The following is a 21,065-nucleotide window of genomic DNA, read 5'->3' as shown; positions in this document are numbered from 1 at the left end:
TCCAACTATTCCAACCGCCAGAGCTTGCGGGCATTGCCCGACAGCAACCTGTCGCGCTCCGCGACGCTGCAACCGGAAAGCAGCGCGTGGGTCGCTGCCACCCAGGTCGACAAGCCGCCACCAAGCGTGCAGACCGGCCAGTCGCTGCCCCAGACCACACGGTCCCAGCCGAACGCAGCGATGCTGTGCTCGACATAGGGCCGCAGCGTGCCTACCGTCCAGCTGCCGGAATCGGCATAGGCGACCACACCGGAAATCTTGGCCATGACGTTCGGACGCCGCGCGATCTCGCTCATATGCTCGCGCCAGGGATGCTCGGCTCCGCCCTTGATGTCGGGGACGCCGCAATGGTCGAGAACGAACTGGACGTCGGGTGCGAGGTCGGCCAGCGCTATTGCTTTCGGAATCTGGTGCGGCAGCACGACGAGATCGAAAGTCAGGCCCATGCCGCCAAGCCGCTTGATGTTGTCACGAAACACCGCGCCTTCCGACAGATCATCGGGCATGACATGGAGCACGCGGCGGAAACCCCTGACGAAAGGATTTGCCCGCTGCCTTTCGAGATAGGCCGGGAAATCCGCGTCTTCCGGCCGGCAGGACGCGATCGCCCCGACCAGCATGCTGCCGGCCTGTCGCGACAGACCTTCCACCCGTGCGGTCTCGGCTTCAATGTCAGCCGGATCGACATCGACCTCCATGTGCAGCACGCGCTCGACGCCGACACGCTGCGCCTCGGTGGCATAGTCCTCGTAGGAGAAATCGCGGTTGAGCGGCGGCACGCCGGCAAGCCAGGGATAGCGCAAGGCCGAGCGATCGATGAGATGCAGATGGGTGTCGATGATCACTGGAGCTCCTCCAAATTGGCGTTGTCAAATCATCTCACGGAGGAATTCTTCATTCAAATAAGAATTTATGCTGCCGACCCTACAGCCGATCCGGCCAGATGCGACAGCTTCTCGCACGTCGCCAGCAACAGCTCGATCGTCCTGGTGATATCGGGCGCGGACGGCGCATTGACCACGGTAATGTAGGGGATGGACAGGGCGGCGATGGCCTTGCCGTCGGAACTGCGCACCGGAGCCGACAGGTTGAAGACGCCGGCGGTCTGCATCGAGGCCATCATCTCGTAGCCACGGTCGCGGATCTGGTCGAGCCGGGTGAAGAACTCGGTCGATTGGGCCGTCTTGTCGGTGCTGCGGACGTGTTCGGAGATCATCATCTGCCGCTCTTCCTGCGAGCGGAAGGCAAGCAGTACATGGCCCGAACCGGTGTCGAACAGGCTGATGTGGGAACCCACCCGGATCGAGATGCCCCAGTAGTCCGGCGCCTCCTGTTGGGCGATGACGACGGCGGAACCGCGATCAAAAACAACGAGTTGATTGGCCTGCTGCGAGGTCTCGGCCAGTTCGCGCATCAGCGGCGTGGCGTAGGAAACCAGCCGCCGCACCGGAGCGTGCAGTTGCGCCAGGCCGAACAGTTTCAGCGTCAGCGAATAGCGGTCACCATCCAGCCTTGTGACATAGCCGCGCCGCACCAGCCGGTCGAGCATGCGATAGAATTCGTTCGGGCTGCGGTCGAGTTTCTTGGCGATTTCGGCCTGGGTCAGGCCTCCGTCGACGCCGGCCAGCAGTTCGAGGATGTCGAGCCCCTTGTCGAGCGCCGGCGCGCGGTAGCGCTCGTCTTCGCTGTCGTCCATGGCTCATCCCTCCAGTGAATTCGATTCTTCATATACGCAGGAATGCGGCCGGCGGAAACAAATTTCGCCTTGACGTACGTATGAATGTTTTGTTTGTATATGAATGTCGCATTTCCTGTCACGTGGACAGGTTGCGGTCGCCGCTAAGGCGCACCCAGGGAGGAAACCAATGAACAGACTGCTTTCCGGCGTCTCCGCCGGCGCATTGGTGCTTGCATTCGGTGCAGGCACGGCCCTTGCCGGCGACCTGCCCGGCAAGTTCGAAGGCGTCACCGTCGACGTGAAACTGATCGGCGGCCAGCAATATGAAAAGCTCTATGAGCGCATTCCTGAATGGGAGAAGGCCACCGACGCCAAGGTCAACATCCTGACCAAGAAGAATGGCTTCGACATCGACAAGGAGTTGAAGTCCGACATCGCCTCTGGCAGCACCAACTGGTGCGTCGGCTGGAACCATTCGTCCTTCGCGCCGCAATATACCGGCCTCTACACAGACCTCAGCAAATTGCTACCCAAGGAAGAGATCGACGCCTTCGTGCCGTCGACGATCAAGGCGGCAACCATCGACGGCAAGCTCGAGATGCTGCCGCGCGCGCAGTTCGACGTCTCGGCGCTCTACTACCAGAAGAGCCTCTACGAGAACGCCGACAACAAGGCCAAGTTCAAGGCCAAATACGGCTATGATTTGGTGCCTCCGGACAGCTGGAAGGAAGTCACCGACCAGGCCGAGTTCTTCGCCAACCCGCCCAATTTCTACGGCACGCAGTTCGCCGGCAAGGAAGAGGCGATCAATGGCCGCTTCTACGAGATGGTGGTCGCCGAGGGCGGCGAGTATCTCGACAAGGACGGCAAGCCGGTCTTCAACTCGGAGGCCGGCATCCGGGCGCTCGACTGGTTCGTCAATCTCTACAAGGCCAAGGCCGTGCCGGCCGGAACGACCAACTATCTCTGGGACGATCTCGGCCAGGGCTTTGCCTCGGGCACCGTCGCCATCAATTTGGACTGGCCGGGCTGGGCCGGCTTCTTCAACGACCCGAAGTCGTCGAAGGTGGCGGGCAATGTCGGCGTGAAGGTCGCGCCGAAGGGTTCTTCCGGCAAGCGCACCGGCTGGTCCGGTTTCCACGGTTTCTCGGTGACCGAGAACTGCCCGAACAAGGAGGCCGCAGCCTCGCTGGTTTGGTGGCTGACCAATGAGGACAGCCAGAAACTGGAAGCCGTAGCAGGCCCGCTGCCGACACGCACGGCCGTGTGGGATTGGGACCTGAAGCAGGCCGAAAACGACCCCTACAAGAAGGAGGTTCTCTCCGCCTTCCAGGAAGAAGCCAAGCACGCCTTCGCCGTGCCGCAGACGCCTGAGTGGATCGAGATTTCGAACGCCGTCTATCCTGAGCTGCAGGCGGCGATCCTGGGCGACAAGACCTCCAAGCAGGCATTGGACGAAGCCGCCGCCAAGGCGACGCAGATCCTGCAGGATGCCGGCAAGCTTTAGAACAGTCCCAAGGCTGCCTCCCCCATGACGAATGGGGGAGGCGATCGCGTCTCGTCGGAAGCTCCGCGATGCACATCGCCTTTCGGTGCCCCACCCATGCAATGCAAAACCCCACAGGATTCTGATGAAGGGCTTCAAGCCATCGGCGCCATTTCTGCTGCTGCTTCCAGCCTTCATCGTGCTGGCCGCGGTCGTCGTCGTGCCGCTGCTTCTGTCGCTCTATTCCAGCTTCACACCGTTCCGCCTGACCAGGCCCGAAACGTTCTTCGTCTTCGTCGGCTTCAGGAACTATCTCTCGATCCTGGCCAACTCCGATTTCTGGTGGGCGTTCGGGCGCACGGTGCTGCTGCTGACCATCGCGCTCAATCTCGAAATGCTGCTAGGCCTGGGGCTCGCCATGCTGGTCGAGAAGGCGACGCGCGGCCAGCGCATCCTGCGCACGCTGATGATGTTTCCGATGATGTTCTCGCCGATCCTCGTCGGCTTCCAGTTCAAGTTCATGTTCAACGACAATATCGGCCTGGTGAACAACGCCCTGCAGTCGCTCGGCATCACCAGGGATGCCATCCCGTGGCTGATCGAGGGCCACCTCGCCTTCATCGCCATCTCGGTCGCCGAGATATGGTCGTCGACCGCGATCTTCGCGATCCTGATCCTCGCCGGACTGCTCGCAATGCCCAAGGAACCGATCGAGGCGGCGCGGGTCGATGGTTGCACGCCGTGGCAGACCTTCCGCTATGTGACGTGGCCGTTCGTCATGCCTTTCGCCTATATCGCCATGACCATCCGTTCGCTCGACGTGGCGCGCGCCTATGACATCGTCAAGATCATGACCGATGGCGGACCGGCGGGCCGCACCGAGCTGTTGTGGACGCTGGTGGCACGCACCGCCTACAGCGACGGCCGCATGGGCATGGCGAACGCCATGGCCTACTTCTCGATCCTGCTGTCGATCGCCTTCACCGTCTATTTCTTCAACAAGCTCGCCGCGGCGCGCACGCAGATCGGTGCGGAGTGGTGATGGACGAGAATTCTTCCGCCCGCCTGAAGCGCCGGCTGCTGGGCATCGTCCATCGCGTCGGCCTGTTCCTGGCGATGCTGACGATCTGCCTGCCCGGCCTCTGGATCGTGCTGTCCTCTCTCCGGCCGACCGTCGAGATCATGGCCAAGCCGCCGGTGTGGATCCCGCAGGAGATCTCGTTCGACGCTTACATCGCAATGTTCTCAGGCATCGGCAAAGGCGGCATCCCGGTCATCGAATATTTCCGCAATTCGCTGATCATCTCGGTGACCTCGACGATCATTGCGGTGGCCATCGGCATGGCCGGCGGCTATGCCTTCGCGCGCTACCGCTTCCGCGGCAAATCGAGCGTGTTCCTCGGCCTGATGCTGACGCGCACGGTGCCTGGCATCGCGCTGTCGCTGCCTTTGTTCTTCCTCTATGTGCGGCTCGGCATCATCGACACGCATTTCGGGCTGATCCTGGCCTATGTCGCGCTCAACGTGCCGTTCACCATCTGGCTGATCGACGGCTTCTTCCGCCAGGTGCCGAAAGACCTCGCGGAGGCAGCACAAATCGATGGCTGCACGCGCTGGCAGGCTTTCTGGCAGGTCGAGTTTCCGCTCGCCGGACCGGGCATCGCTTCCGCCGCCATCTTTGCCTTCCTGACCTGCTGGAACGAGTTCGCGCTGGCTTCGCAGCTGACCCGTTCGGTGAGCGCCAAGACGCTGCCGGTCGGCCTGCTCGACTACACGGCCGAATTCACCATCGACTGGCGCGGCATGTGCGCGCTGGCCGTGGTGATGATCATTCCCGCACTCACCCTCACCTACATCGTCCAGAAACACCTTGTCGGCGGCCTGACCTCCGGCGCGGTGAAAGGCTGATCCCATGGCAACCGTTTCCCTCAAAAAGCTGACCAAGCGCTACGGCAATATCGGGATCGTGCATGGCATCGATCTCGATATCGCCGACCGCGAATTCATCGCGCTGGTCGGCCCGTCGGGCTGCGGAAAGTCGACGACTTTGCGCATGATCGCCGGACTGGAAGAAATCAGCGCCGGCTCGATCGAGATCGGCGGACGTATCGTCAACGATCTGCCGCCGCGCTCGCGCAACATCTCGATGGTGTTCCAGTCCTATGCGCTCTATCCGCATATGACGGTGCGCGAAAACCTCGGCTTCTCGCTGAAGATCGCCGGCGCGGCCAAGGAAGACATGGAGCGCCGCGTCGCCGAGGCCTCGGCCATTCTCGGCCTCGATACGCTGCTCGACCGCCGCCCGTCGCAACTGTCGGGCGGCCAGCGCCAGCGCGTCGCCATGGGCCGCGCCATCGTGCGCGACCCTGACGTGTTTCTCTTCGACGAGCCGCTTTCCAATCTCGACGCCAAGCTCAGGACGCAGATGCGCACCGAGATCAAGAAGCTCCATGCCAAGGTGCAATCGACGGTGATCTACGTCACCCACGACCAGGTCGAGGCGATGACGCTTGCCGACCGCATCGTCATCATGCGCGACGGCCATATCGAACAGGTCGGCACGCCAGACGAAGTCTTCCGCCGCCCGGCGACACGCTTCGTCGCCGGCTTCATCGGTTCGCCGCCGATGAATTTGCACGAGGCGACTGTCGACGACGGCCAACTGGTTTTCGCCAGCGGCGAAAAGCTGCCGCTGCCCGCCCAGTTCAAGGCCAATGTCGCGACCGGCGACAAGGTCGTGTTCGGTCTGCGGCCTGATGACATCTATCCGACCGGCCATGGCATCAGCTCCGGCGGCGCGGCCGACGTCCATCAGATCGAGCTGCCGATCACCGTCACCGAACCGCTCGGCAACGAGACGCTGGTGTTCGTCGAGTTCAACGGCACGGACTGGGTTTCGCGCATGCTGAACCCGCGCCCGTTGCGCTCCGGCGAGCGGGTGGCGATGAGCCTCGACCTGTCGCAGGCGCATCTGTTTGCCGCCGAGACCGGAAAGACATTGCGGAGCTGACCGATGGCTAGAATCGAGAAAGTCGAACTGCGGATGGTGGACCTTGTGCCCAAGGTCAAGCGCACCGACGCCATCCAGAGTTTCGTCAGCCAGGAAACGCCGATCGTCACCATCACCGATTCCGACGGCGCGGTCGGCACCGGTTACAGCTACACGATCGGCACCGGCGGCTCCTCGGTGATGCGGCTCTTGTCCGACCATCTGGCGCCACGCCTGATCGGCCAAGACCCCGACATGATCGAGGCGATCTGGCACGATCTCGAATTCGCCACCCATGCGACCACCATCGGTGCGATCACCGCCATTGCTATCGCGGCGATCGATACGGCGCTCTGGGATCTCAGGGCGAAGAAGCAGAACCTGCCGCTGTGGAAACTGGCCGGCGGTGCCAAGGATCGCTGCCCGCTCTACACCACCGAGGGCGGCTGGCTGCACATCGAGACGGCAGCACTTGTCGACGACGCACTGGCCGCCAAGGCCAAGGGCTTCCGCGGCTCAAAGGTGAAGATCGGCAGGCCGCACGGGTCGGAAGATCTCGCCCGCCTGTCGGCGGTGCGCAAGGCGGTGGGCGACGGCTACGAGATCATGACCGATGCCAACCAGGGGTTTTCGGTCGACGAGGCGATCCGGCGCGCGGCGCGGCTGCGCGAACTCGATCTCGCCTGGATCGAGGAGCCGCTGCCGGCCGACGATGTTGACGGCCATATCAGGTTGTCCAACTCGACGCAGACGCCGATCGCCATTGGCGAGTCGGTCTATTCGATCCGCCATTTCCGCGAATATATGCAGAAAGGCGCCTGCTCGATCGTGCAGGTCGATGTCGGCCGCATCGGCGGCATCACGCCATGGCTCAAGATCGCCCATGCGGCAGAGGCCTTCGACATTCCGGTCTGCCCGCATTTCCTGATGGAGCTGCATGTCAGCTTGACCTGCGCGGTTCAGAACGGCAGGTATGTCGAGTACATTCCGCAACTCGACCAGTTGACCGGCAAGCATATGCGCATCGAGGATGGGCATGCGCTGGCGCCCGACGAACCCGGCATCGGCATCGACTGGGACTGGGACGCGGTCAAGGCCATGAGCATCGCCGAATTCACCACGGCGATCACCAGATAGGAGTCGGATATGCAGCGAATGGGCATGGTGCTTGGGTTGAAGCCGGAAAAGGTCGAGGAGTATGTCCGCCTGCATGCCGCCGTCTGGCCCGACGTGCTGACCATGATCTCGGCCTGCAACATCAAGAATTATTCGATCTATCTGAAGCGGCCGGAGAACCTGCTGTTCTCCTATTTCGAATATCATGGCACCGACTATGCGGCCGACATGGCCAAGATGGCAGCCGACCCGAAGACGCAGGAATGGTGGGCGGTCTGCATACCATGCCAGGAGCCGCTCTCGACCCGCAAGGAGGGCGAATGGTGGGCCAGCACGGACGAGGTCTTCCACTATGACTGAGGGCGGTTTCGACCCTGCCTTACTCGTCCAGTCCTGGCCAAAACCCTCGAAGCCTCGCCCGATCGTCACTTTCGGTGCCGGATCGATCGTCGGCGACGCGCATTTTCCCGCCTATCGCAAAGCCGGCTTTCCGATTGCCGGCCTCTATGATCCGGACCAGGCCAAGGCGAAAACCCTGGCCGAAAAATGGGGCGTGACGGCGTTCCGTTCGGTCGACGAAGCCGCATCTGTCCAGGATGCGATCTTCGATCTGGCGACCCCGCCGGGACGGCACGCCGAGATCCTGGAAGCTCTGCCCGACGCTGCGGTCGCGCTGATCCAGAAGCCTATGGGCAACTATCTCGGCGAGGCAACCGAAATCCTCGAAATCTGCCGCGCCAAGAACCTCAAGGCGGCGGTGAACTTTCAGCTGCGCTTCGCGCCGATGATGCTGGCGCTCAAGGACGCCGTCGCCAGGGGCTGGCTCGGTGAAGTCGTCGACTTCGATGCCTGGCTGGCGCTGGCAACACCGTGGGAGTTGTGGGAATTCCTGCTCAAGGCGCCGCGCGTCGAGATCGCCATGCACTCGATCCATTATCTCGACCTGATCAGGCAATTGCTCGGCGATCCCAAGGGCATCCACGCCAAGACGCTCGGTCATCCCAACCACAAGGTGGCGCAGACCCGCACCAGCGCCATTCTCGACTATGGCGACAGGGTGCGCTGCGCGCTGTCGATCAACCATGACCACAAATTCGGCCGCCGCCACCAGGCCTGCGAGTTCCGCATCTGCGGCACCGAGGGCGCGGCCTATCTCAAGCTCGGCCTCAACCTCGACTATCCCCGGGGCGAACCGGACATTCTGGAAATCCATCCGAAGGGCGCAACGGACTGGATCGCGATACCGCTTGCCGGCGAATGGTTCCCCGACGCCTTCGTCGGGCGCATGGCCAATGTGCAGCGCTTTGCGGCAGGAGAAGACGGCGAACTGGTCAGCTCGGTCGAGGACGCCTGGAGCACAATGGCGCTGGTGGAAGCCGCCTATAGATCGAGCGCGGCGCCGGCGACGCCGATCGCGGAAAGACCCTGATGGAACAGATCACCTATTTCGAGGACTATGAGATCGGCTCTTCGCGGCTGACCAGCGGCCGCACCATCACCGAGACCGACTTCGTCGTCCATGCCGGCCACACCGGCGATTTCTTTCCGCACCACATGGACGCCGAATACATGAAGACGACGCCGTTCGGCCAGCGCATCGCGCATGGCACGCTGGTGTTCTCGGTCGGCATCGGGCTGACGGCAAGCATTATCAACCCCGTCGCGTTCTCCTATGGCTATGACCGGCTGCGCTTCATCAAGCCGGTGTTCATCGGCGACACGATCCGCACGCGCACCACCATTACGGCCAAGGAGGACGATCCCAAGCGGCCGGGCTCGGGACGCGTGATCGAACGCTGCGAGGTGATCAACCAGCGCGGCGAAGTGGTACTCGCGGCCGATCATATCTACGTCGTCGAACGCAAGCCGGCGCAGAGCTGAAAAACAGCGCGGTTCTTACGAACCGGTCGCGCGCGGTGATGCGCTCAAGCCCCGAGCAGCAGGACCATCCCGACTATGATTTTCGCGACAGGCCGCCGCCCTCTATCGCATTGACGAGCGTATCGCTTCCTTCGCGCAGGTGCTGCGGCAGAATGCTCACGGCCTTCTTGCCGTCGCGCCGGCGGCAGGCGGCCAGCAGGTCGCGATGTTCCGCCTGCGAGCGGGCGCGATGGTCGAGGTTGGACAAGAGGATGCGGACATAGCGATCGGCCGCGTTGTGATGCGCCTCGATCAGGCCGAGCAGACGCTGATTGCCGCAGGCAGCGTAGAGCGACAGGTGAAAGGTTCGGTTCAGCGCACCCCAGCGGCCGACATTGCGCTCCGCGTCGATCTGGTCGAGCACCTGTTCAGCCTCATCGAGATTGCCGTCCAACAAAGCCGGAATGGAGAGGCGGAGCGCTCGCATTCGAGCAATTCGCGCACCGCGTAGATTTCGCTGATCTCGGCCCCGTCCATCCGTGCGACATGCGCGGGCCCGCTGCAGACTGGCCAGCGTTGATAGCGAGATGCCCCCCGCGCCGATGGTCTCTGTCGAATATCTTTGCAGGGCTCTGCCCCGCGGAGGCGTGGCGCCTATGCTGCCGTGGCCGGCCGATCCTTGAACAGGACCGGATCAGGTACGGCTGGCTCCGCATACCGTATGCGCAGGCGCAGAAATGGCGCTTCGATGCAGGTGTAGCTGAGATAGCCGATCGGGATCGTCGCCAGGAAACACAGCAAGGACCAGAGGCAGGCAATGTAGAAATTGCTTATGCCCATGATGTTCGTGTTTATGAACGCCGCCAGCTGCATGACGAAGAACAGGTGCAGGAGATAGATCGAATAGCTGTAGGCCCCAGCCTTCTCCAGGATCTTGAACGGCAAGCCTGTTCGCTTCCTTGGAAAGCTCGTGTCGTAATAGGCGATCCCAAATGAATAGGCCGCCGCCTCCACCGTCGGCAGGATGATCCATATCCAATGTGGCGAGGGGTATCGCTGTAGCTGGTAGAATCCCCCGGCGGCATCGAACCACCAGAAGAACCCCGAAAAGGCCAGCAGTACGGCCAGCGCCAGCCAGTGCCGGTCCTTCGCATAGGCGCGGAGATGGAAGGCAAGGATGCCGGCGAGGAACTGATCGGCATGGCCAATGATGGTCCAGGCCGCCGCCAACTGCACCTCGCCGAACTGCGCGTAAAGCGCCCACCTCAGCAAAATGGCTGCAGCGATGAACAGCAAAGGGGCGAACAGGAAGCGTCTGGACGCCATCAGCAGGAACGGCAGCAGGATGTAGAAGTGAGCTTCCACGGTTATCGACCAACCGCCGTTCGGGAGGGTGGGAAAGATCACCCCCTTCCCGACGTCGGTGAAATAGCCGCCCAGGGGTTGGCCCGCCATAGATACGCGGCAAGCCTCGACGGCTATCACGGCCAGCAAGAGCGGAAGCAACCTCAGCGCCCGGTTGGCGAAGAAGGGCAGATAGCTGACTTGTTTCCCATCAAGAAGCTTGGCGAACAGGTAGCCGGAGAGCGCCATGAACAATGAAACGCCGGTGAACCCCTCATCCAGCAGGCTGAAAATGGGCACGGCAGGCACGAAATCATAGGGCACCGGCCCCTCGGGAGACTGATGGAGGAAATGCCAGGTGAAGACCAGGAAGGCCGCTAGGCCACGAACATGGTCCAGCGCCGGATAGTGTTCTCCAGTCGAAGATCTCATGATTCAGACCAGGCGTCCGGGCGTTCAACGATCATCGCCATGTCGCGCGGTCCAATACCCGCAACCGTGGCCGCAGAGCGAGGGTCCGCTCGCCAATGCCTAGTTTGTCTGCCTCTCGTTAATTTACACTTCCATCAGATGGAGAAAATTGATGTCCGGCGCGGCCAGCCGCAATCGCCGGAAACCGCGCGGGATGTACCGGGACGCAGCCGTGTCGATCAATCGACCTCCACGGCTACCACCGCCGCGCAGTCCCCGGCCTTGACCAGGCCGGGAAAATGCCGTGCCGCCAACATGCCCGGCATTTTTGCCCGGATCTCCTGCGGGGCAATGCCTGTGCGGCCAACCGAATGGATCCGTGCCAGCACCGCGCCCTCTTCGATGGGCTCGCCGAGATCGACCATGGTTTCGATCATGCCGTCCTCCTCGGCGAAGGAGAAGCAATCGCCTGACGGCATGTCCAGCCATCGAGTTCTGCTCTTCTCGACCGCGCCATCCACGATGCCGGCATGGCGCAGCACATTGAGAATGCCGCGCCGCGCGATACGCACGGTTTGCGCACGCGAGGTGCCGCCACCGCCCAGTTCGGTGCTGACGAAGACCTTGCCCATCTCCTCGGCCGCCGTGTCGTACATGCCGACCGAGTCGATTTCGATCATGCGCATCGAGAACGGAGCCGAGAATGCCGCCACCGCATCGAAGGCTTTCTGCTCCAGCGCCTTGTCGGGCAGTGTGTGGGCCGCGCAGAACGGCACGAAGTCCAGCGTCTTTCCCCCAGAATGAAAGTCGAAGACGATGTCGGCTCGAGGCAGCAGTTCACGCTGGAAATAGTCGGCGATCTTCTCGGTCACCGTGCCGTCCGGCCGTCCGGGAAAGCTGCGGTTCATGTTGCCCTTGTCGATCGGCGAGGTCCGCGTGCCGGCGCGGAAGGCTGGATAGTTCATCGCCGGCACGATGATCACCGTACCGCTGACATTTTTCGGGTCGAGCGTGCGGGCGAGATCGTAGAGCGCCAGCGGCCCTTCATACTCATCGCCGTGGTTGCCGCCGGAAAGCAGCGCCGTCGGTCCCTTGCCGTTGCGGACGACGCAGATCGGAATCATCACCGAGCCCCAGGCCGAGTCGTCGCGGCTGTAAGGCAGGCGCAGCAAACCGTGCTGGACGCCGTCACGATCGAATTCCACAGTCGGCGCGATCGGCGACGGGCGGAGGCTGGACATCGGGCTCAATTCTTCACCACCAGTTTGCGCGGAACATCGGCCAGGCACTCTACACCGGTTTCGGTGATCAGGATGGACTCGGTGATCTCCAGCCCCATCGTCTCCAGCCAGAGGCCGGTCATGAAGTGGAAGGTCATGCCGGGCTTGAGTTCGGTGCGGTCACCGGGGCGCAGGCTCATCGTGCGTTCGCCCCAGTCCGGCGGATAGGACAGACCGATCGAGTAGCCGGTGCGGTTGTCCTTGACGATGCCATACCTTTTCAGCACGGCGAAGAAGGCATTGGCGATGTCCTCGCAGGCGTTGCCGGGCTTGGCGGCGGCGAGCCCCGCCTCCATGCCTTCCAGTGTCGCCTTCTCGGCATCGAGGAACTCCTGCGTCGGCTTGCCGAGGAAGACGGTGCGCGACAGCGGACAATGGTAACGGTTGTAGCAGCCGGCGATCTCGAAGAAGGTGCCCTCGCCCCGCTTCATCGGCTGGTCGTCCCAGGTCAGATGCGGCGCCGAGGCGTCCACGCCGGACGGCAGCAGCGGCACGATCGCCGGATAGTCGCCGCCAATGCCGTCGACGCCGCGCGTGCCGGCATCATAGATCTCGGCGACGAGATCGCATTTGCGCATGCCGATCTCTATTCTGTCGAAGATGCGTTGGTGCATGGCTTCGACGATGCGGGCGGCCTTGCGCATGTAGTCGATCTCGGTCGGGCTCTTCACCGCGCGCTGCCAGTTGACCAGGGCAGTGGCGTCGACGAAGCGGGCATTGGGCAGATGCTTCTGCAGCGAGGCGAAGGCGGCGGCGGAGAACCAGTAATTGTCCATCTCGACACCGATGGTGAGCTTGCCCCAACCACGATCGACGAGCACGCTGGACAGGAAGTCCATCGGATGGCGTTCCGTCGACTGCACATAGTGGTCGGCGTAGCCGACGATGTTGTCCTGCGCGAGATAGGCGGTGCGCCTGGCGCCGTTGGCGTCCTGACCGCGGCCGTACCAGACGGGCTCGCCCGAGGGCGGCACGATGACCGCCTGGTGCACGTAGAAGGACCAGCCGTCATAACCGGTCAGCCAGGCCATGTTGGAAGGGTCGCTGACGATCAGGAGATCGACGCCCTTGGCCTCCATGGCTCGCCGCGTCTTGGCGAGGCGATCCGCAAATTCGCCGCGCGAGAATTTCAGGTTCGGTTGCATTCTTTTGCTTCCTCGTTTGTTGGGTCCTGGAGCCTGTTTCAACTTCGTCGAACCCGGCTCCAGGAATTTTTGCTTGAGCATGATCTGATCGGAAACCGGTTCGCACTTTTCCGGGTCATGCTTTGCGGCCAGCATCAGCTCTCAAAAGTGGTTCCGGCATTGGCCGCCCGCGCGCGGTCGCGGGCGAACGTGGCGATCGCCGTGTCCTGCACGCCGGTGCCGGTGAGGTCGGCGATGGTGATATCGCTGGCCGAGCGTCTTCCGTGTCGTTCGCCCGCGATGATCTGGCCGAGTTCGGTCACTTCTTCGTCGGCGGCCATCACTCCTGCCGCGATGGCATGATGCAGTTCGCCCAGACGCCGCGTCTGGCGCGCGCTGTCGGCGACATAGAGATCGGCCATGCGCAGGATGGCCGGCGCGATCTCGTTCTTGTGTTCGGCGTCCGAGCCCATGGCGGTGATGTGCTGGCCGGCGGCGATGAAGCCGGCCTTGATCAGCGGCTCGGTCGATGGTGTGGTGGTGACGATGATGTCGGCGCCGGCAACGGCATTTGCTGCATCAGGCTCCGCGCGCACGACAATGCCCAGTCTTTCGCGCAAGCGGGCAGCAGTGGCTTCGGCCTTGGTGGCGTCGCGCGCCCAGATGCGTGCCTCGGCGATCGGCCTGACAAGACGCAGTGCCTCCAGTTGCAGGCCCGCCTGCAAACCGGCGCCGAAGATCGCTGCCACGGTGGAGTCCTCGCGCGACAGATGCTTCGCCGCGACCGCGCCGGCAGCGGCCGTGCGGACATCGGTCAGGTAGCCATTGTCGAGCAGCAGCGCCTCGACCACGCCGGTCCTTGCCGAAAGCAGCACCATCATGCCGCCACCGCTCGGCAGGCCGAGTTTTGGATTGTCGAAGAAGCCGGAGCTGATCTTCACTGCGAAGCCGTCGATACCGGGCACATAAGCGGACTTCACGTCGACCTCGCCGCGATGCTCGGGAATGTCGAGCCGCAGGATCGGCGGCATCGCCACGGGCAGAGTGGCGAGCGCGCGAAAAGCGTTCTCGACGCAGGCGACCGCATCGAGATCGAGCGTCACGATCTTGCGCAGTTCTTTCTCGGTGAGGATGGTCATCCGGCTCATGCTGCACGCTCCGCGATTGCGTCGCCGCAGACGATCTTGCGGTGCGCGTCCATATCGATGTTGCGACCGGAGAGAAGCGCAACCACCGGCCCGCTCGGCTTCACCTTGCCGGAAATCAGCGCGGCGACACCGACCGCACCGGCGCCCTCGACGATCTCGCGCTCCTGCGCATATGCATGGCGGATGCCGGCGGCGATCTCGTCCTCGCTGAGCAGGACGACGTCGTCGAGCAGGTCGCGGCACATGGCGAAGGTCAGCCTATTGTCGAGGCCGATGCCACCCCCAAGCGAATCCGCCAGCGTCGGCAATTCCTCTACCAGGACAGGCCGGCCGGCATCGAGGCTCGCCTTCATCGCAGCACCGCGCGCCATCGAAACGCCGATGACTTTTGTGCCGGGGCTGACACCCTTGACGGCTGCGGCAACGCCAGAAGCCAAGCCGCCGCCGGAAAGCTGTACCAGCACGAGACCGGCGTCAGGAACCTGCTCGATCATCTCGAGCCCGAGCGTACCTTGTCCGGCGACGACATCGGGATGGTCGAAAGGCGGCAGCATGATGAGCTCCTCCTCCGCCACAAGCCGCTCGACCTCCTGCTGCGCGTCGTCCTGGCTGTCGCCGACGATGCGGACCTCCGCGCCGAGCCGGCGGATTTCGTCCAGCTTGTTCTGGGGCACCAGCCGCGACATGCAGATCACCGCGCGCATGCCTTCAAGCTTCGCCGCATGTGCCAGCGCGCGACCGTGATTGCCTGTCGAGGCGGCGACCACGCCGCGTGCCTTTTGCTCCGAGCTCAACGAGGCGACGGCATTCGAAGCGCCGCGCAGTTTGAAGCTGCCGGTGGTCTGGCGATGCTCGAGCTTGAGATGCACGGGGAAGCCAAGGCGTTCCGACAGAACCTCGGACAGCACGGTTGGCGTCCGCTGGATCTTGTCGGCGATGCGCTCACGGGCAGCGCGGATGTCTGAGAGGGAAACGTTGCGATTCATGATGGATCCGTCTGTTCCCAGGCGCCCCCCTCTGGCCTGCCGGCCATCTCCCCCTCAAAGGGGGAGATTAGCTGTTGCTTGCGCAAACGGAACATAATCTTACCGTCCCAGCGGCAGCGTCATCAGACGGCCGAATTCGGGATGCGGCGTCTCATCACCACACAGCCGCAAGCAGTTCCAGGCGGTTGCCTGGTTGCTGGTCACCACAGGACGGCCGATTGCCTGTTCCATGCCGGCGACCGCAAGCGCGCCGCGCAGCGCCGTGCAGGACACAAACAGGGCGTCGGCCTGCGGGTGGGTCGCCTGGCGCGCGAGATCGACAAGGGCTGTCGGGGGGATGCGCGCCATCTCGCGGTCGTCCTCGAAGCCGAGACAGGTGAAGCTGGCGATCTCGAAACCACGCGCGGCGAAGTAGGCCGCCATCGGCCTGGAGGTTTCGACCGTGTAGGGGGTCAGAATGCTGATCCGGCGCACGCCGAAGGCATTCAGCCCGTGCACGCCGGCCATTGGTGGGGTGACCATGGGAACGCCAGGCTTGGCCGCCTGGATCGCCGTCTCGATCTCGGCATCACCGATCACCACCGAGGCCGACGTACAGGAGTAGCAGATGGCGTCGAGCTTCTCGTCGGGCAGGATCAGGGCCGCGCCCGCCGTCAGCGCCGGCTGCATCTTGCGCAGATTTTCCGGCGTCGTCGGATTGGCATAGGGAATGCGCGCGACGTAGACGCCGATGCGCTCGCTTGCCACCATGCGGCGAAAATCCGGTTCGCTGGTGTGATCCGTGGCCAGGATGATCAGGCCGACGCGCTTGTCGAGCGGACGCTCGTCGAGTGATGGCCGTTTCGGATAGACCTTGATCTCGGGCAAAGGTTTCATCGGCTATCTCTCGATCTTGCCGTAACGGCGTTCCAGCCAGCGCAGCAGCACGACCGAACAAAGACTGATGGCGAGGAAGAAGGCACCGACCAGCGTGATCGGCTCGATGTAGCGATAGTAGGTGTTGGCGACGCTTTTGGCCTGGTTCATCAGTTCCAGCACGGTGATCGCCGAGAGCAACGGCGTCTCCTTGAACATGGCGATGAAATAATTGGCCAGCGCCGGGATCATCGGCGGGATGGCTTGCGGGATGATGACGTGCGTCCAGGTCTGCCGGGCGCTGAGATTGCAGGCCTTGGCGGCCTCCCACTGGCCACGTGGTACATTGTCGATGCCGGCGCGGTAGACCTCCGCCGTGTAGGTGCCGTAATGCAGCCCGAGCCCGATGACACCGGCGACCAGCGGCGGCAGCAGGATGCCGATGTCGGGCAGCACGTAGAAGATGAAATAGAGCTGCACCAAAAGCGGCGTGCCGCGGATGAATTCGGCCGCCCAGCCGACGGTGCGTGACAGGGCCTTGTTGGGCGAGCGGCGCGCAAGCGCGATGCCCAGCCCGACGATCGCCGCCAGTACCGAGCCGAGCAGCGTGGCCAGGATGGTGATCTTCACCCCCTGGATCAGCGTCGGCATGATCTGCCATACGAAATTCCAGTCCCACTCCATCAGACGCGCACCCCATCGAGGCCGCGCGCCATGCGGCGCTCCAGCGAGCGCACGCCCCACGAAATGAGCAGCGCCAGGATGAAATAGATGACCAGGATGGTGGCGAACGGCACCATCGTGTTGCCGGTCTGGGCGCGCACCACCTGCGCCTGGAAGGTCAGGTCCGCGAGCGAGATCAGCGAGACCACGGAGGTGGCCTTGAGCAGCTCGATGGCGTTGTTGCCGAAGGTCGGCAGCATCACCAGAAAGGCCTGCGGCAGGATGACATGGCGCAGGCCTTGCCAGCGACCGAGATTGAGCGCGATGCAGGCCTCATGCTGTTCACGGCCGATCGACTGCACGGCCCCGCGCACCACTTCGGCGGCATAGGCGCCGACGTTCAGGCCCAGCGCCAGCACGCCGGCCTGCAGCGGGGTCAGTTCGAGGCCGATCAAAGGCAGCACGAAATAGGCGAAGAACAGCTGCACGAAGATCGAGGTGCCGCGGAAGAATTCGATATAGGCGGTGGCGAGCGCCCGCAAAACGAAGAAACGTGACAGCCGTCCCATGCCGGCAAGAAAGGCCATGATCAGGGCAAGCGCCGACCCCATCAGCGTCAGCTCGATGGTGACAAGCGCTCCCTGCAATATCAGGCCGAGATAGCCGGACCACTGGGTCATTCGGTTTCCAACGTTGGTTTAGCCTTCCTTCTCCCCGTTCCCGGGAGAAGATGCCGACAGGCAGATGAGGGGCTGAGCCATCCTTGCGAAAGTTAGTGCCGCCCCTCATCCGGCCCTTCGGGCCACCTTCTCCCCGTAAACGGGGAGAAGGGAGGAGCAGCTACTTCGCCGCGCAGAGCTTGTCGCGCGTCGTCGACATGGCGGCGGCGGCCGAGAAACCGTAGGGCTCGATGATCTTGGCGAACTCGCCCGACTTCTTCATCTTGGCGAGTTCGACGTCGAACTGATCGCGCAGCGCCTCGTCGCCCTTCTTGAAGGCGGCGCCGTCGCAATAGACAGGGGCGCCCTGCACCGGGGCAATGACTTCGAGGTTCGGGTCGTTGGCCTTCTTCATCAGATCGTTGATCGACAGAACCGGCAGCGAATAGGCGTCGATGCGGCCGTCCTGCACCATCTTCAGGCCGCTCTGGCCGTCCGGCACGACGATGACGCGTTCGCGCGGCACGCCGGCGTTGAGCGCCAGCTTCTCCTCGGTGCCGCCGCCGGGCGCGCCGATCGTGGCCGATGTGTCCTTGGCGACGTCCTCGTAGCTCTTGAAGCCTTTCGGATTGCCCTTCTTTACCAGCATCGCCTCGGCGTCGCACAGCACAGGCTCGGAATAGGCGACCGCGGCGCAACGCTCCGGCTTCATGAACAGGCCGGCGGTGACGACGTCGAAGCGGCCGGCCTGCAAGCCGGGGATCATGGCGCCATATTCGGAGATCGAGGCGACGATGTCGGCGACACCGAGCCGCTTGAAGATCTCGCGCGCCACGTCCGGTGCCGCGCCCGAGACCTTGCCGTCGGCGGCAACCGCCGTATAGGGCGGCTCGTTCGCGATGGCGACACGGGCGAAGCCCTGTGCCTTCAACTGCTCGAGCTTGCTGTCGTCGGCCGAGCCCGGGATCGAGGCGGCTAGAACCGCCGTCAGTGCCAAGCCGGCGACGCCGGCCAGAATGCCAAGTTTCTTCATTGTTCCCAACTCCTTGTTTCTTGTCTTGGTTTGACTTCTTGTCTTGGTTTGTCTGGGGCGATGCTCCACCCCGCAAAGCGGTCAGACGCGATGTCCGGCCGCGATGATCTTCTTCAGGAAGCCTTGCGTGCGCTCCTGCTTGGGATGGCGGAAAATCTCGTCGGGCTTGCCTTCCTCGACGATTTTGCCGCGATCGAAGAACAGCACCCGGTCGGCAAAGTCGTGGGCAAAACCCATTTCGTGGGTGACCAGCAGCATGGTCATGTCGGTCTCGGCGCAAAGCCGCCACAAGACGTTGAGCACCTCTTCGACCAGTTCCGGATCGAGCGCCGACGTCACCTCGTCGAACAGCATGATCTTCGGCTGCAGCGCGAGCGCCCTGGCGATCGCCACGCGCTGCTTCTGGCCGCCCGACAGTTGCGCCGGCATCGCCTTTGCCTTGTCGGCCATGCCGACCATGTCGAGCAGTTCCATCGCCCGCTTCTCGGCGGCGGGGCGCGGCATGCCCTTGGTCAGCATCGGCGCCAGGGTCACATTGTCGATGACGCTCTTGTGCGGAAACAGGTTGAACAGCTGGAACACCATGCCGATCTTCTGGCGCATCCGCGCCAGATGCCTCTCGTCGGCCGGCAGCAGCTGACCGTTGCGCTCCATATGATAGAGCTGCTCGCCCTCGATCTGGATGTGGCCGCCATCGATGCGCTCCAGCGTCATCAGGATGCGCAGGATCGTGGTCTTGCCCGAGCCGGAGGGACCGATCAGCGCCAGCTTCTCGCGCGGCATGACCTGCATCGACAGGCCGTCCAGCACCTTGAAGGCACCGAAGCTCTTCGAAATGGCATCGACCTTGATGATGGGTGCGGACAAATGAATTTCCCCGTGCTGGAGAAGCCTGTGCCCTTAACGATGCGGAACGCGCCAAATCATGTCAATTGGGAAAATAATATCATGACAATTATTCTGATTGCGCACATTTTCCGGTCAATCGTGGCTGGCTTTTTGGGCATGCCGTCGTCCCGAAACCGCTTCGCACTTTGGGCGACATGCTCAGATAGCGAGCAGCAAATGCTCCGGATCGCCAAGCAGCAGCTTGGTGACAACGCCGAGACCGGCGCGCAGTTCCCCTTCGGTGGTCGAGCCCAGCGAGATGCGCACCGCCGGATGCCAGGGCGCATCCGAAATGCGGAACGATGTGCCCGGCGCGATCGCCACGCCCTGTAGCCGTGCTTGGGCGACAAAGCCCTCCTCAGCGCGGTCGTCGGGCAGTTGCAGCCAGACATGCAGCCCGTCGCGCCGGGCGCGATAGTCGATCCCTGCCAACACTTCGGCGGCGATATCCTGCCGCCGCCGTAACGCGGCGCGCTGCCAGCGCACCAGTTCCATCGCCGTGCCGTCGGTCACCCATTTGGTGGCGATCTCGGCTACCAGCGGCGTTGCCATCCAGTTCGATACCAGATGCCGGTTGGCGACGGCGGCGACATAGCGGTCGGGAGCCGCGAGATAGCCGATGCGCAGGCCGGGCACGGTGATCTTGGTGAAAGAGGTAACATAGAGCGTACGCTCCGGGGCAAAGGCGGCGACCGGCGGCGGCCGGTCCTCGACCAGCGGCCCCAGCACGTCGTTCTCGATGATGGCGATGTCATGCTTGCGCGCAACCGCCGCGATTTCTTCGCGCCGCCGCGCGTCCATGAGCGTTGCCGTCGGGTTGATCACCGAGGGTTGCACGAACACCGCGCGGATGTCGGAAAGGCGGCAGGCCTCGTCCAATGCCTCCGGGATCAGGCCGTTATCATCGATCGGCAGGCCTTGGAGGTTGAAACCGAGATAGCGGGCCAGCGGCACCAGCGTGTGGTGGCCGATCGCCTCGGTGGCAACGGTCGAGCCAGGCGGCGCCACGCTCATCAGCGCCACCGTCATGCCGGCGGTAGCGCCATTGGTCAGGCTGATGTTCTGCGCTGAAATGTCGAGCCCGCACAATTTCAGCCATTCGACCGCCACCGCACGATGGCGCGGAAACACCATGTTGGGCCGGAAAGACAGCGCCGAACTCGACGGCAGGTTTTCAGCGAGCCAGCTCAGCGCCTGCTTCAGCCGCTCCAGATGCATCGGCTCGCAGACCGGCTTCAGGATGGAGAGATCAATGACCTCGCCGAGACGCTCGGGCAGATAGGGCGGCTCCGGCTCGCGGCGCTGCGTCTGGACGAAGCTGCCACGGCCGATCTCGCCCGAAATCAGGCCGCGCCGGATCAACTCCTCATAGGCGCGGCTGACCGTCTGCACCGAAAGCTTGAGATCATCGGCCAGCCGTCGATGTGTCGGCAGCCGCGCGCCATTGGCAAGACGCCCGTCATGGATGGCGCGCGCGAACTGATCGGCAAGCGATTGATAGGCTGGCCGCCTTATGAGCGCGGGATCGGGTTGCCACAATGTCAT

Annotated in this window: 22 protein-coding genes; 8 read left to right on the top strand and 14 right to left on the bottom strand. The window is 63.3% G+C overall.

Annotated features, from left to right (window positions below; translation table 11 throughout):
• Nucleotides 1-5 precede the first annotated feature (5 nt).
• Entirely contained in the window at nt 6-845 is an 840-nt protein-coding gene (locus tag FJV83_RS01655) for an amidohydrolase (protein WP_142884888.1), read from the bottom strand.
• A gap of 65 nt (nt 846-910) precedes the next feature.
• On the bottom strand, nt 911-1,696 hold the full coding sequence (locus FJV83_RS01650) for an IclR family transcriptional regulator (RefSeq protein WP_142884887.1): 786 nt from the start codon (nt 1,694-1,696) through the stop codon (nt 911-913).
• A gap of 169 nt (nt 1,697-1,865) precedes the next feature.
• Between FJV83_RS01650 and FJV83_RS01645 the strand changes: the two genes are divergently transcribed.
• The 8 genes from FJV83_RS01645 to FJV83_RS01610 all read left to right on the top strand — a co-directional run bounded on the left by FJV83_RS01645 (nt 1,866) and on the right by FJV83_RS01610 (nt 9,150).
• Complete coding sequence (locus tag FJV83_RS01645) at nt 1,866-3,185, top strand: sugar ABC transporter substrate-binding protein (RefSeq protein ID WP_142884886.1); 1,320 nt, start codon at nt 1,866-1,868, stop codon at nt 3,183-3,185.
• A gap of 124 nt (nt 3,186-3,309) precedes the next feature.
• Nucleotides 3,310-4,206: a sugar ABC transporter permease gene (locus FJV83_RS01640; protein ID WP_095771268.1), complete on the top strand. Its 897-nt coding sequence runs from the start codon at nt 3,310-3,312 to the stop codon at nt 4,204-4,206.
• Nucleotides 4,206-5,072, top strand: coding sequence for a carbohydrate ABC transporter permease (locus FJV83_RS01635; RefSeq protein ID WP_038645102.1), 867 nt, complete (start codon nt 4,206-4,208; stop codon nt 5,070-5,072). Before FJV83_RS01640 ends, FJV83_RS01635 begins: the two co-directional genes overlap by 1 nt.
• 4 nt (nt 5,073-5,076) lie before the next feature.
• Nucleotides 5,077-6,174, top strand: coding sequence for a sn-glycerol-3-phosphate ABC transporter ATP-binding protein UgpC (gene ugpC, locus FJV83_RS01630; protein ID WP_095791169.1), 1,098 nt, complete (start codon nt 5,077-5,079; stop codon nt 6,172-6,174).
• 3 nt (nt 6,175-6,177) lie between these two features.
• Nucleotides 6,178-7,290: a mandelate racemase/muconate lactonizing enzyme family protein gene (locus FJV83_RS01625; protein ID WP_142884885.1), complete on the top strand. Its 1,113-nt coding sequence runs from the start codon at nt 6,178-6,180 to the stop codon at nt 7,288-7,290.
• Between the two features lie 9 nt (nt 7,291-7,299).
• Nucleotides 7,300-7,629: an L-rhamnose mutarotase gene (locus tag FJV83_RS01620; protein ID WP_142875249.1), complete on the top strand. Its 330-nt coding sequence runs from the start codon at nt 7,300-7,302 to the stop codon at nt 7,627-7,629.
• Complete coding sequence (locus FJV83_RS01615) at nt 7,622-8,698, top strand: Gfo/Idh/MocA family oxidoreductase (protein WP_142884884.1); 1,077 nt, start codon at nt 7,622-7,624, stop codon at nt 8,696-8,698. Before FJV83_RS01620 ends, FJV83_RS01615 begins: the two co-directional genes overlap by 8 nt.
• A complete protein-coding gene (locus FJV83_RS01610; RefSeq protein WP_185973320.1) occupies nt 8,695-9,150 on the top strand; it encodes a MaoC/PaaZ C-terminal domain-containing protein in 456 nt (151 codons plus the stop codon). The genes FJV83_RS01615 and FJV83_RS01610 overlap by 4 nt, the downstream gene beginning before the upstream one ends.
• 73 nt (nt 9,151-9,223) lie before the next feature.
• Here FJV83_RS01610 and FJV83_RS01605 read toward each other — a convergent pair whose 3' ends face one another.
• The 12 genes from FJV83_RS01605 to FJV83_RS01550 form a co-directional block, all read right to left on the bottom strand.
• Nucleotides 9,224-9,616 (bottom strand): FCD domain-containing protein, encoded by a 393-nt coding sequence (locus tag FJV83_RS01605; RefSeq protein ID WP_246691774.1) that lies wholly within the window; start codon nt 9,614-9,616, stop codon nt 9,224-9,226.
• A 167-nt stretch (nt 9,617-9,783) separates the two neighbouring features.
• Nucleotides 9,784-10,905, bottom strand: a complete 1,122-nt coding sequence (locus FJV83_RS01600) for an acyltransferase (RefSeq protein WP_142884882.1) — start codon at nt 10,903-10,905, stop codon at nt 9,784-9,786.
• A 218-nt stretch (nt 10,906-11,123) separates the two neighbouring features.
• Entirely contained in the window at nt 11,124-12,125 is a 1,002-nt protein-coding gene (doeB, locus tag FJV83_RS01595) for a N(2)-acetyl-L-2,4-diaminobutanoate deacetylase DoeB (RefSeq protein ID WP_142884881.1), read from the bottom strand.
• A gap of 5 nt (nt 12,126-12,130) precedes the next feature.
• Entirely contained in the window at nt 12,131-13,309 is a 1,179-nt protein-coding gene (gene doeA, locus FJV83_RS01590) for an ectoine hydrolase DoeA (RefSeq protein ID WP_142884880.1), read from the bottom strand.
• 134 nt (nt 13,310-13,443) lie between these two features.
• Nucleotides 13,444-14,436, bottom strand: a complete 993-nt coding sequence (locus tag FJV83_RS01585) for a cyclodeaminase (protein ID WP_095771276.1) — start codon at nt 14,434-14,436, stop codon at nt 13,444-13,446.
• Nucleotides 14,433-15,422 (bottom strand): hydroxyectoine utilization dehydratase EutB, encoded by a 990-nt coding sequence (gene eutB, locus FJV83_RS01580; protein WP_185973301.1) that lies wholly within the window; start codon nt 15,420-15,422, stop codon nt 14,433-14,435. The genes FJV83_RS01585 and eutB overlap by 4 nt, the downstream gene beginning before the upstream one ends.
• A gap of 99 nt (nt 15,423-15,521) precedes the next feature.
• Nucleotides 15,522-16,298 carry an ectoine utilization protein EutA gene (eutA, locus tag FJV83_RS01575; protein ID WP_142884878.1) on the bottom strand — a complete coding sequence of 259 codons (777 nt, stop codon included), beginning with the start codon at nt 16,296-16,298 and terminating at the stop codon, nt 15,522-15,524.
• Between the two features lie 3 nt (nt 16,299-16,301).
• The gene (ehuD, locus tag FJV83_RS01570) at nt 16,302-16,961 is read right to left on the bottom strand and encodes an ectoine/hydroxyectoine ABC transporter permease subunit EhuD (protein ID WP_095771279.1); all 660 of its coding nucleotides are present in this window, start codon (nt 16,959-16,961) and stop codon (nt 16,302-16,304) included.
• Nucleotides 16,961-17,620 (bottom strand): ectoine/hydroxyectoine ABC transporter permease subunit EhuC, encoded by a 660-nt coding sequence (gene ehuC / locus FJV83_RS01565; RefSeq protein ID WP_095771280.1) that lies wholly within the window; start codon nt 17,618-17,620, stop codon nt 16,961-16,963. The genes ehuD and ehuC overlap by 1 nt, the downstream gene beginning before the upstream one ends.
• A 160-nt stretch (nt 17,621-17,780) precedes the next feature.
• On the bottom strand, nt 17,781-18,632 hold the full coding sequence (gene ehuB, locus FJV83_RS01560) for an ectoine/hydroxyectoine ABC transporter substrate-binding protein EhuB (protein WP_095771281.1): 852 nt from the start codon (nt 18,630-18,632) through the stop codon (nt 17,781-17,783).
• Between the two features lie 81 nt (nt 18,633-18,713).
• Nucleotides 18,714-19,499, bottom strand: coding sequence for an ectoine/hydroxyectoine ABC transporter ATP-binding protein EhuA (gene ehuA, locus FJV83_RS01555; protein ID WP_179296362.1), 786 nt, complete (start codon nt 19,497-19,499; stop codon nt 18,714-18,716).
• A gap of 180 nt (nt 19,500-19,679) precedes the next feature.
• Nucleotides 19,680-21,065: a PLP-dependent aminotransferase family protein gene (locus FJV83_RS01550; RefSeq protein WP_142884877.1), complete on the bottom strand. Its 1,386-nt coding sequence runs from the start codon at nt 21,063-21,065 to the stop codon at nt 19,680-19,682.

The organism is Mesorhizobium sp. WSM4307 (genome assembly GCF_007003945.1).
In the GTDB taxonomy this organism is placed as follows: Bacteria; Pseudomonadota; Alphaproteobacteria; order Rhizobiales; family Rhizobiaceae; genus Mesorhizobium.
The sequence above is the reverse complement of the archived record's forward strand: the minus strand, read 5'-3'. Positions and strand labels throughout refer to the sequence as shown.

Bases quoted from the DNA above. Each gene is read 5' to 3' on its own strand.
- eutB (WP_185973301.1), bottom strand. From the start codon at position 15,422: ATGAATCGCAACGTTTCCCTCTCAGACATCCGCGCTGCCCGTGAGCGC.
- FJV83_RS01650 (WP_142884887.1), bottom strand. From the start codon at position 1,696: ATGGACGACAGCGAAGACGAGCGCTACCGCGCGCCGGCGCTCGACAAG.
- FJV83_RS01550 (WP_142884877.1), bottom strand. From the start codon at position 21,065: ATGACATTGTGGCAACCCGATCCCGCGCTCATAAGGCGGCCAGCCTAT.
- eutA (WP_142884878.1), bottom strand. From the start codon at position 16,298: ATGAAACCTTTGCCCGAGATCAAGGTCTATCCGAAACGGCCATCACTC.
- FJV83_RS01615 (WP_142884884.1), top strand. From the start codon at position 7,622: ATGACTGAGGGCGGTTTCGACCCTGCCTTACTCGTCCAGTCCTGGCCA.
- FJV83_RS01620 (WP_142875249.1), top strand. From the start codon at position 7,300: ATGCAGCGAATGGGCATGGTGCTTGGGTTGAAGCCGGAAAAGGTCGAG.
- ugpC (WP_095791169.1), top strand. From the start codon at position 5,077: ATGGCAACCGTTTCCCTCAAAAAGCTGACCAAGCGCTACGGCAATATC.
- FJV83_RS01600 (WP_142884882.1), bottom strand. From the start codon at position 10,905: ATGAGATCTTCGACTGGAGAACACTATCCGGCGCTGGACCATGTTCGT.
- FJV83_RS01605 (WP_246691774.1), bottom strand. From the start codon at position 9,616: ATGCGAGCGCTCCGCCTCTCCATTCCGGCTTTGTTGGACGGCAATCTC.
- FJV83_RS01625 (WP_142884885.1), top strand. From the start codon at position 6,178: ATGGCTAGAATCGAGAAAGTCGAACTGCGGATGGTGGACCTTGTGCCC.
- ehuB (WP_095771281.1), bottom strand. From the start codon at position 18,632: ATGAAGAAACTTGGCATTCTGGCCGGCGTCGCCGGCTTGGCACTGACG.
- ehuC (WP_095771280.1), bottom strand. From the start codon at position 17,620: ATGACCCAGTGGTCCGGCTATCTCGGCCTGATATTGCAGGGAGCGCTT.
- FJV83_RS01640 (WP_095771268.1), top strand. From the start codon at position 3,310: ATGAAGGGCTTCAAGCCATCGGCGCCATTTCTGCTGCTGCTTCCAGCC.
- FJV83_RS01645 (WP_142884886.1), top strand. From the start codon at position 1,866: ATGAACAGACTGCTTTCCGGCGTCTCCGCCGGCGCATTGGTGCTTGCA.
- doeA (WP_142884880.1), bottom strand. From the start codon at position 13,309: ATGCAACCGAACCTGAAATTCTCGCGCGGCGAATTTGCGGATCGCCTC.
- ehuD (WP_095771279.1), bottom strand. From the start codon at position 16,961: ATGGAGTGGGACTGGAATTTCGTATGGCAGATCATGCCGACGCTGATC.
- doeB (WP_142884881.1), bottom strand. From the start codon at position 12,125: ATGTCCAGCCTCCGCCCGTCGCCGATCGCGCCGACTGTGGAATTCGAT.
- FJV83_RS01635 (WP_038645102.1), top strand. From the start codon at position 4,206: ATGGACGAGAATTCTTCCGCCCGCCTGAAGCGCCGGCTGCTGGGCATC.
- FJV83_RS01585 (WP_095771276.1), bottom strand. From the start codon at position 14,436: ATGAGCCGGATGACCATCCTCACCGAGAAAGAACTGCGCAAGATCGTG.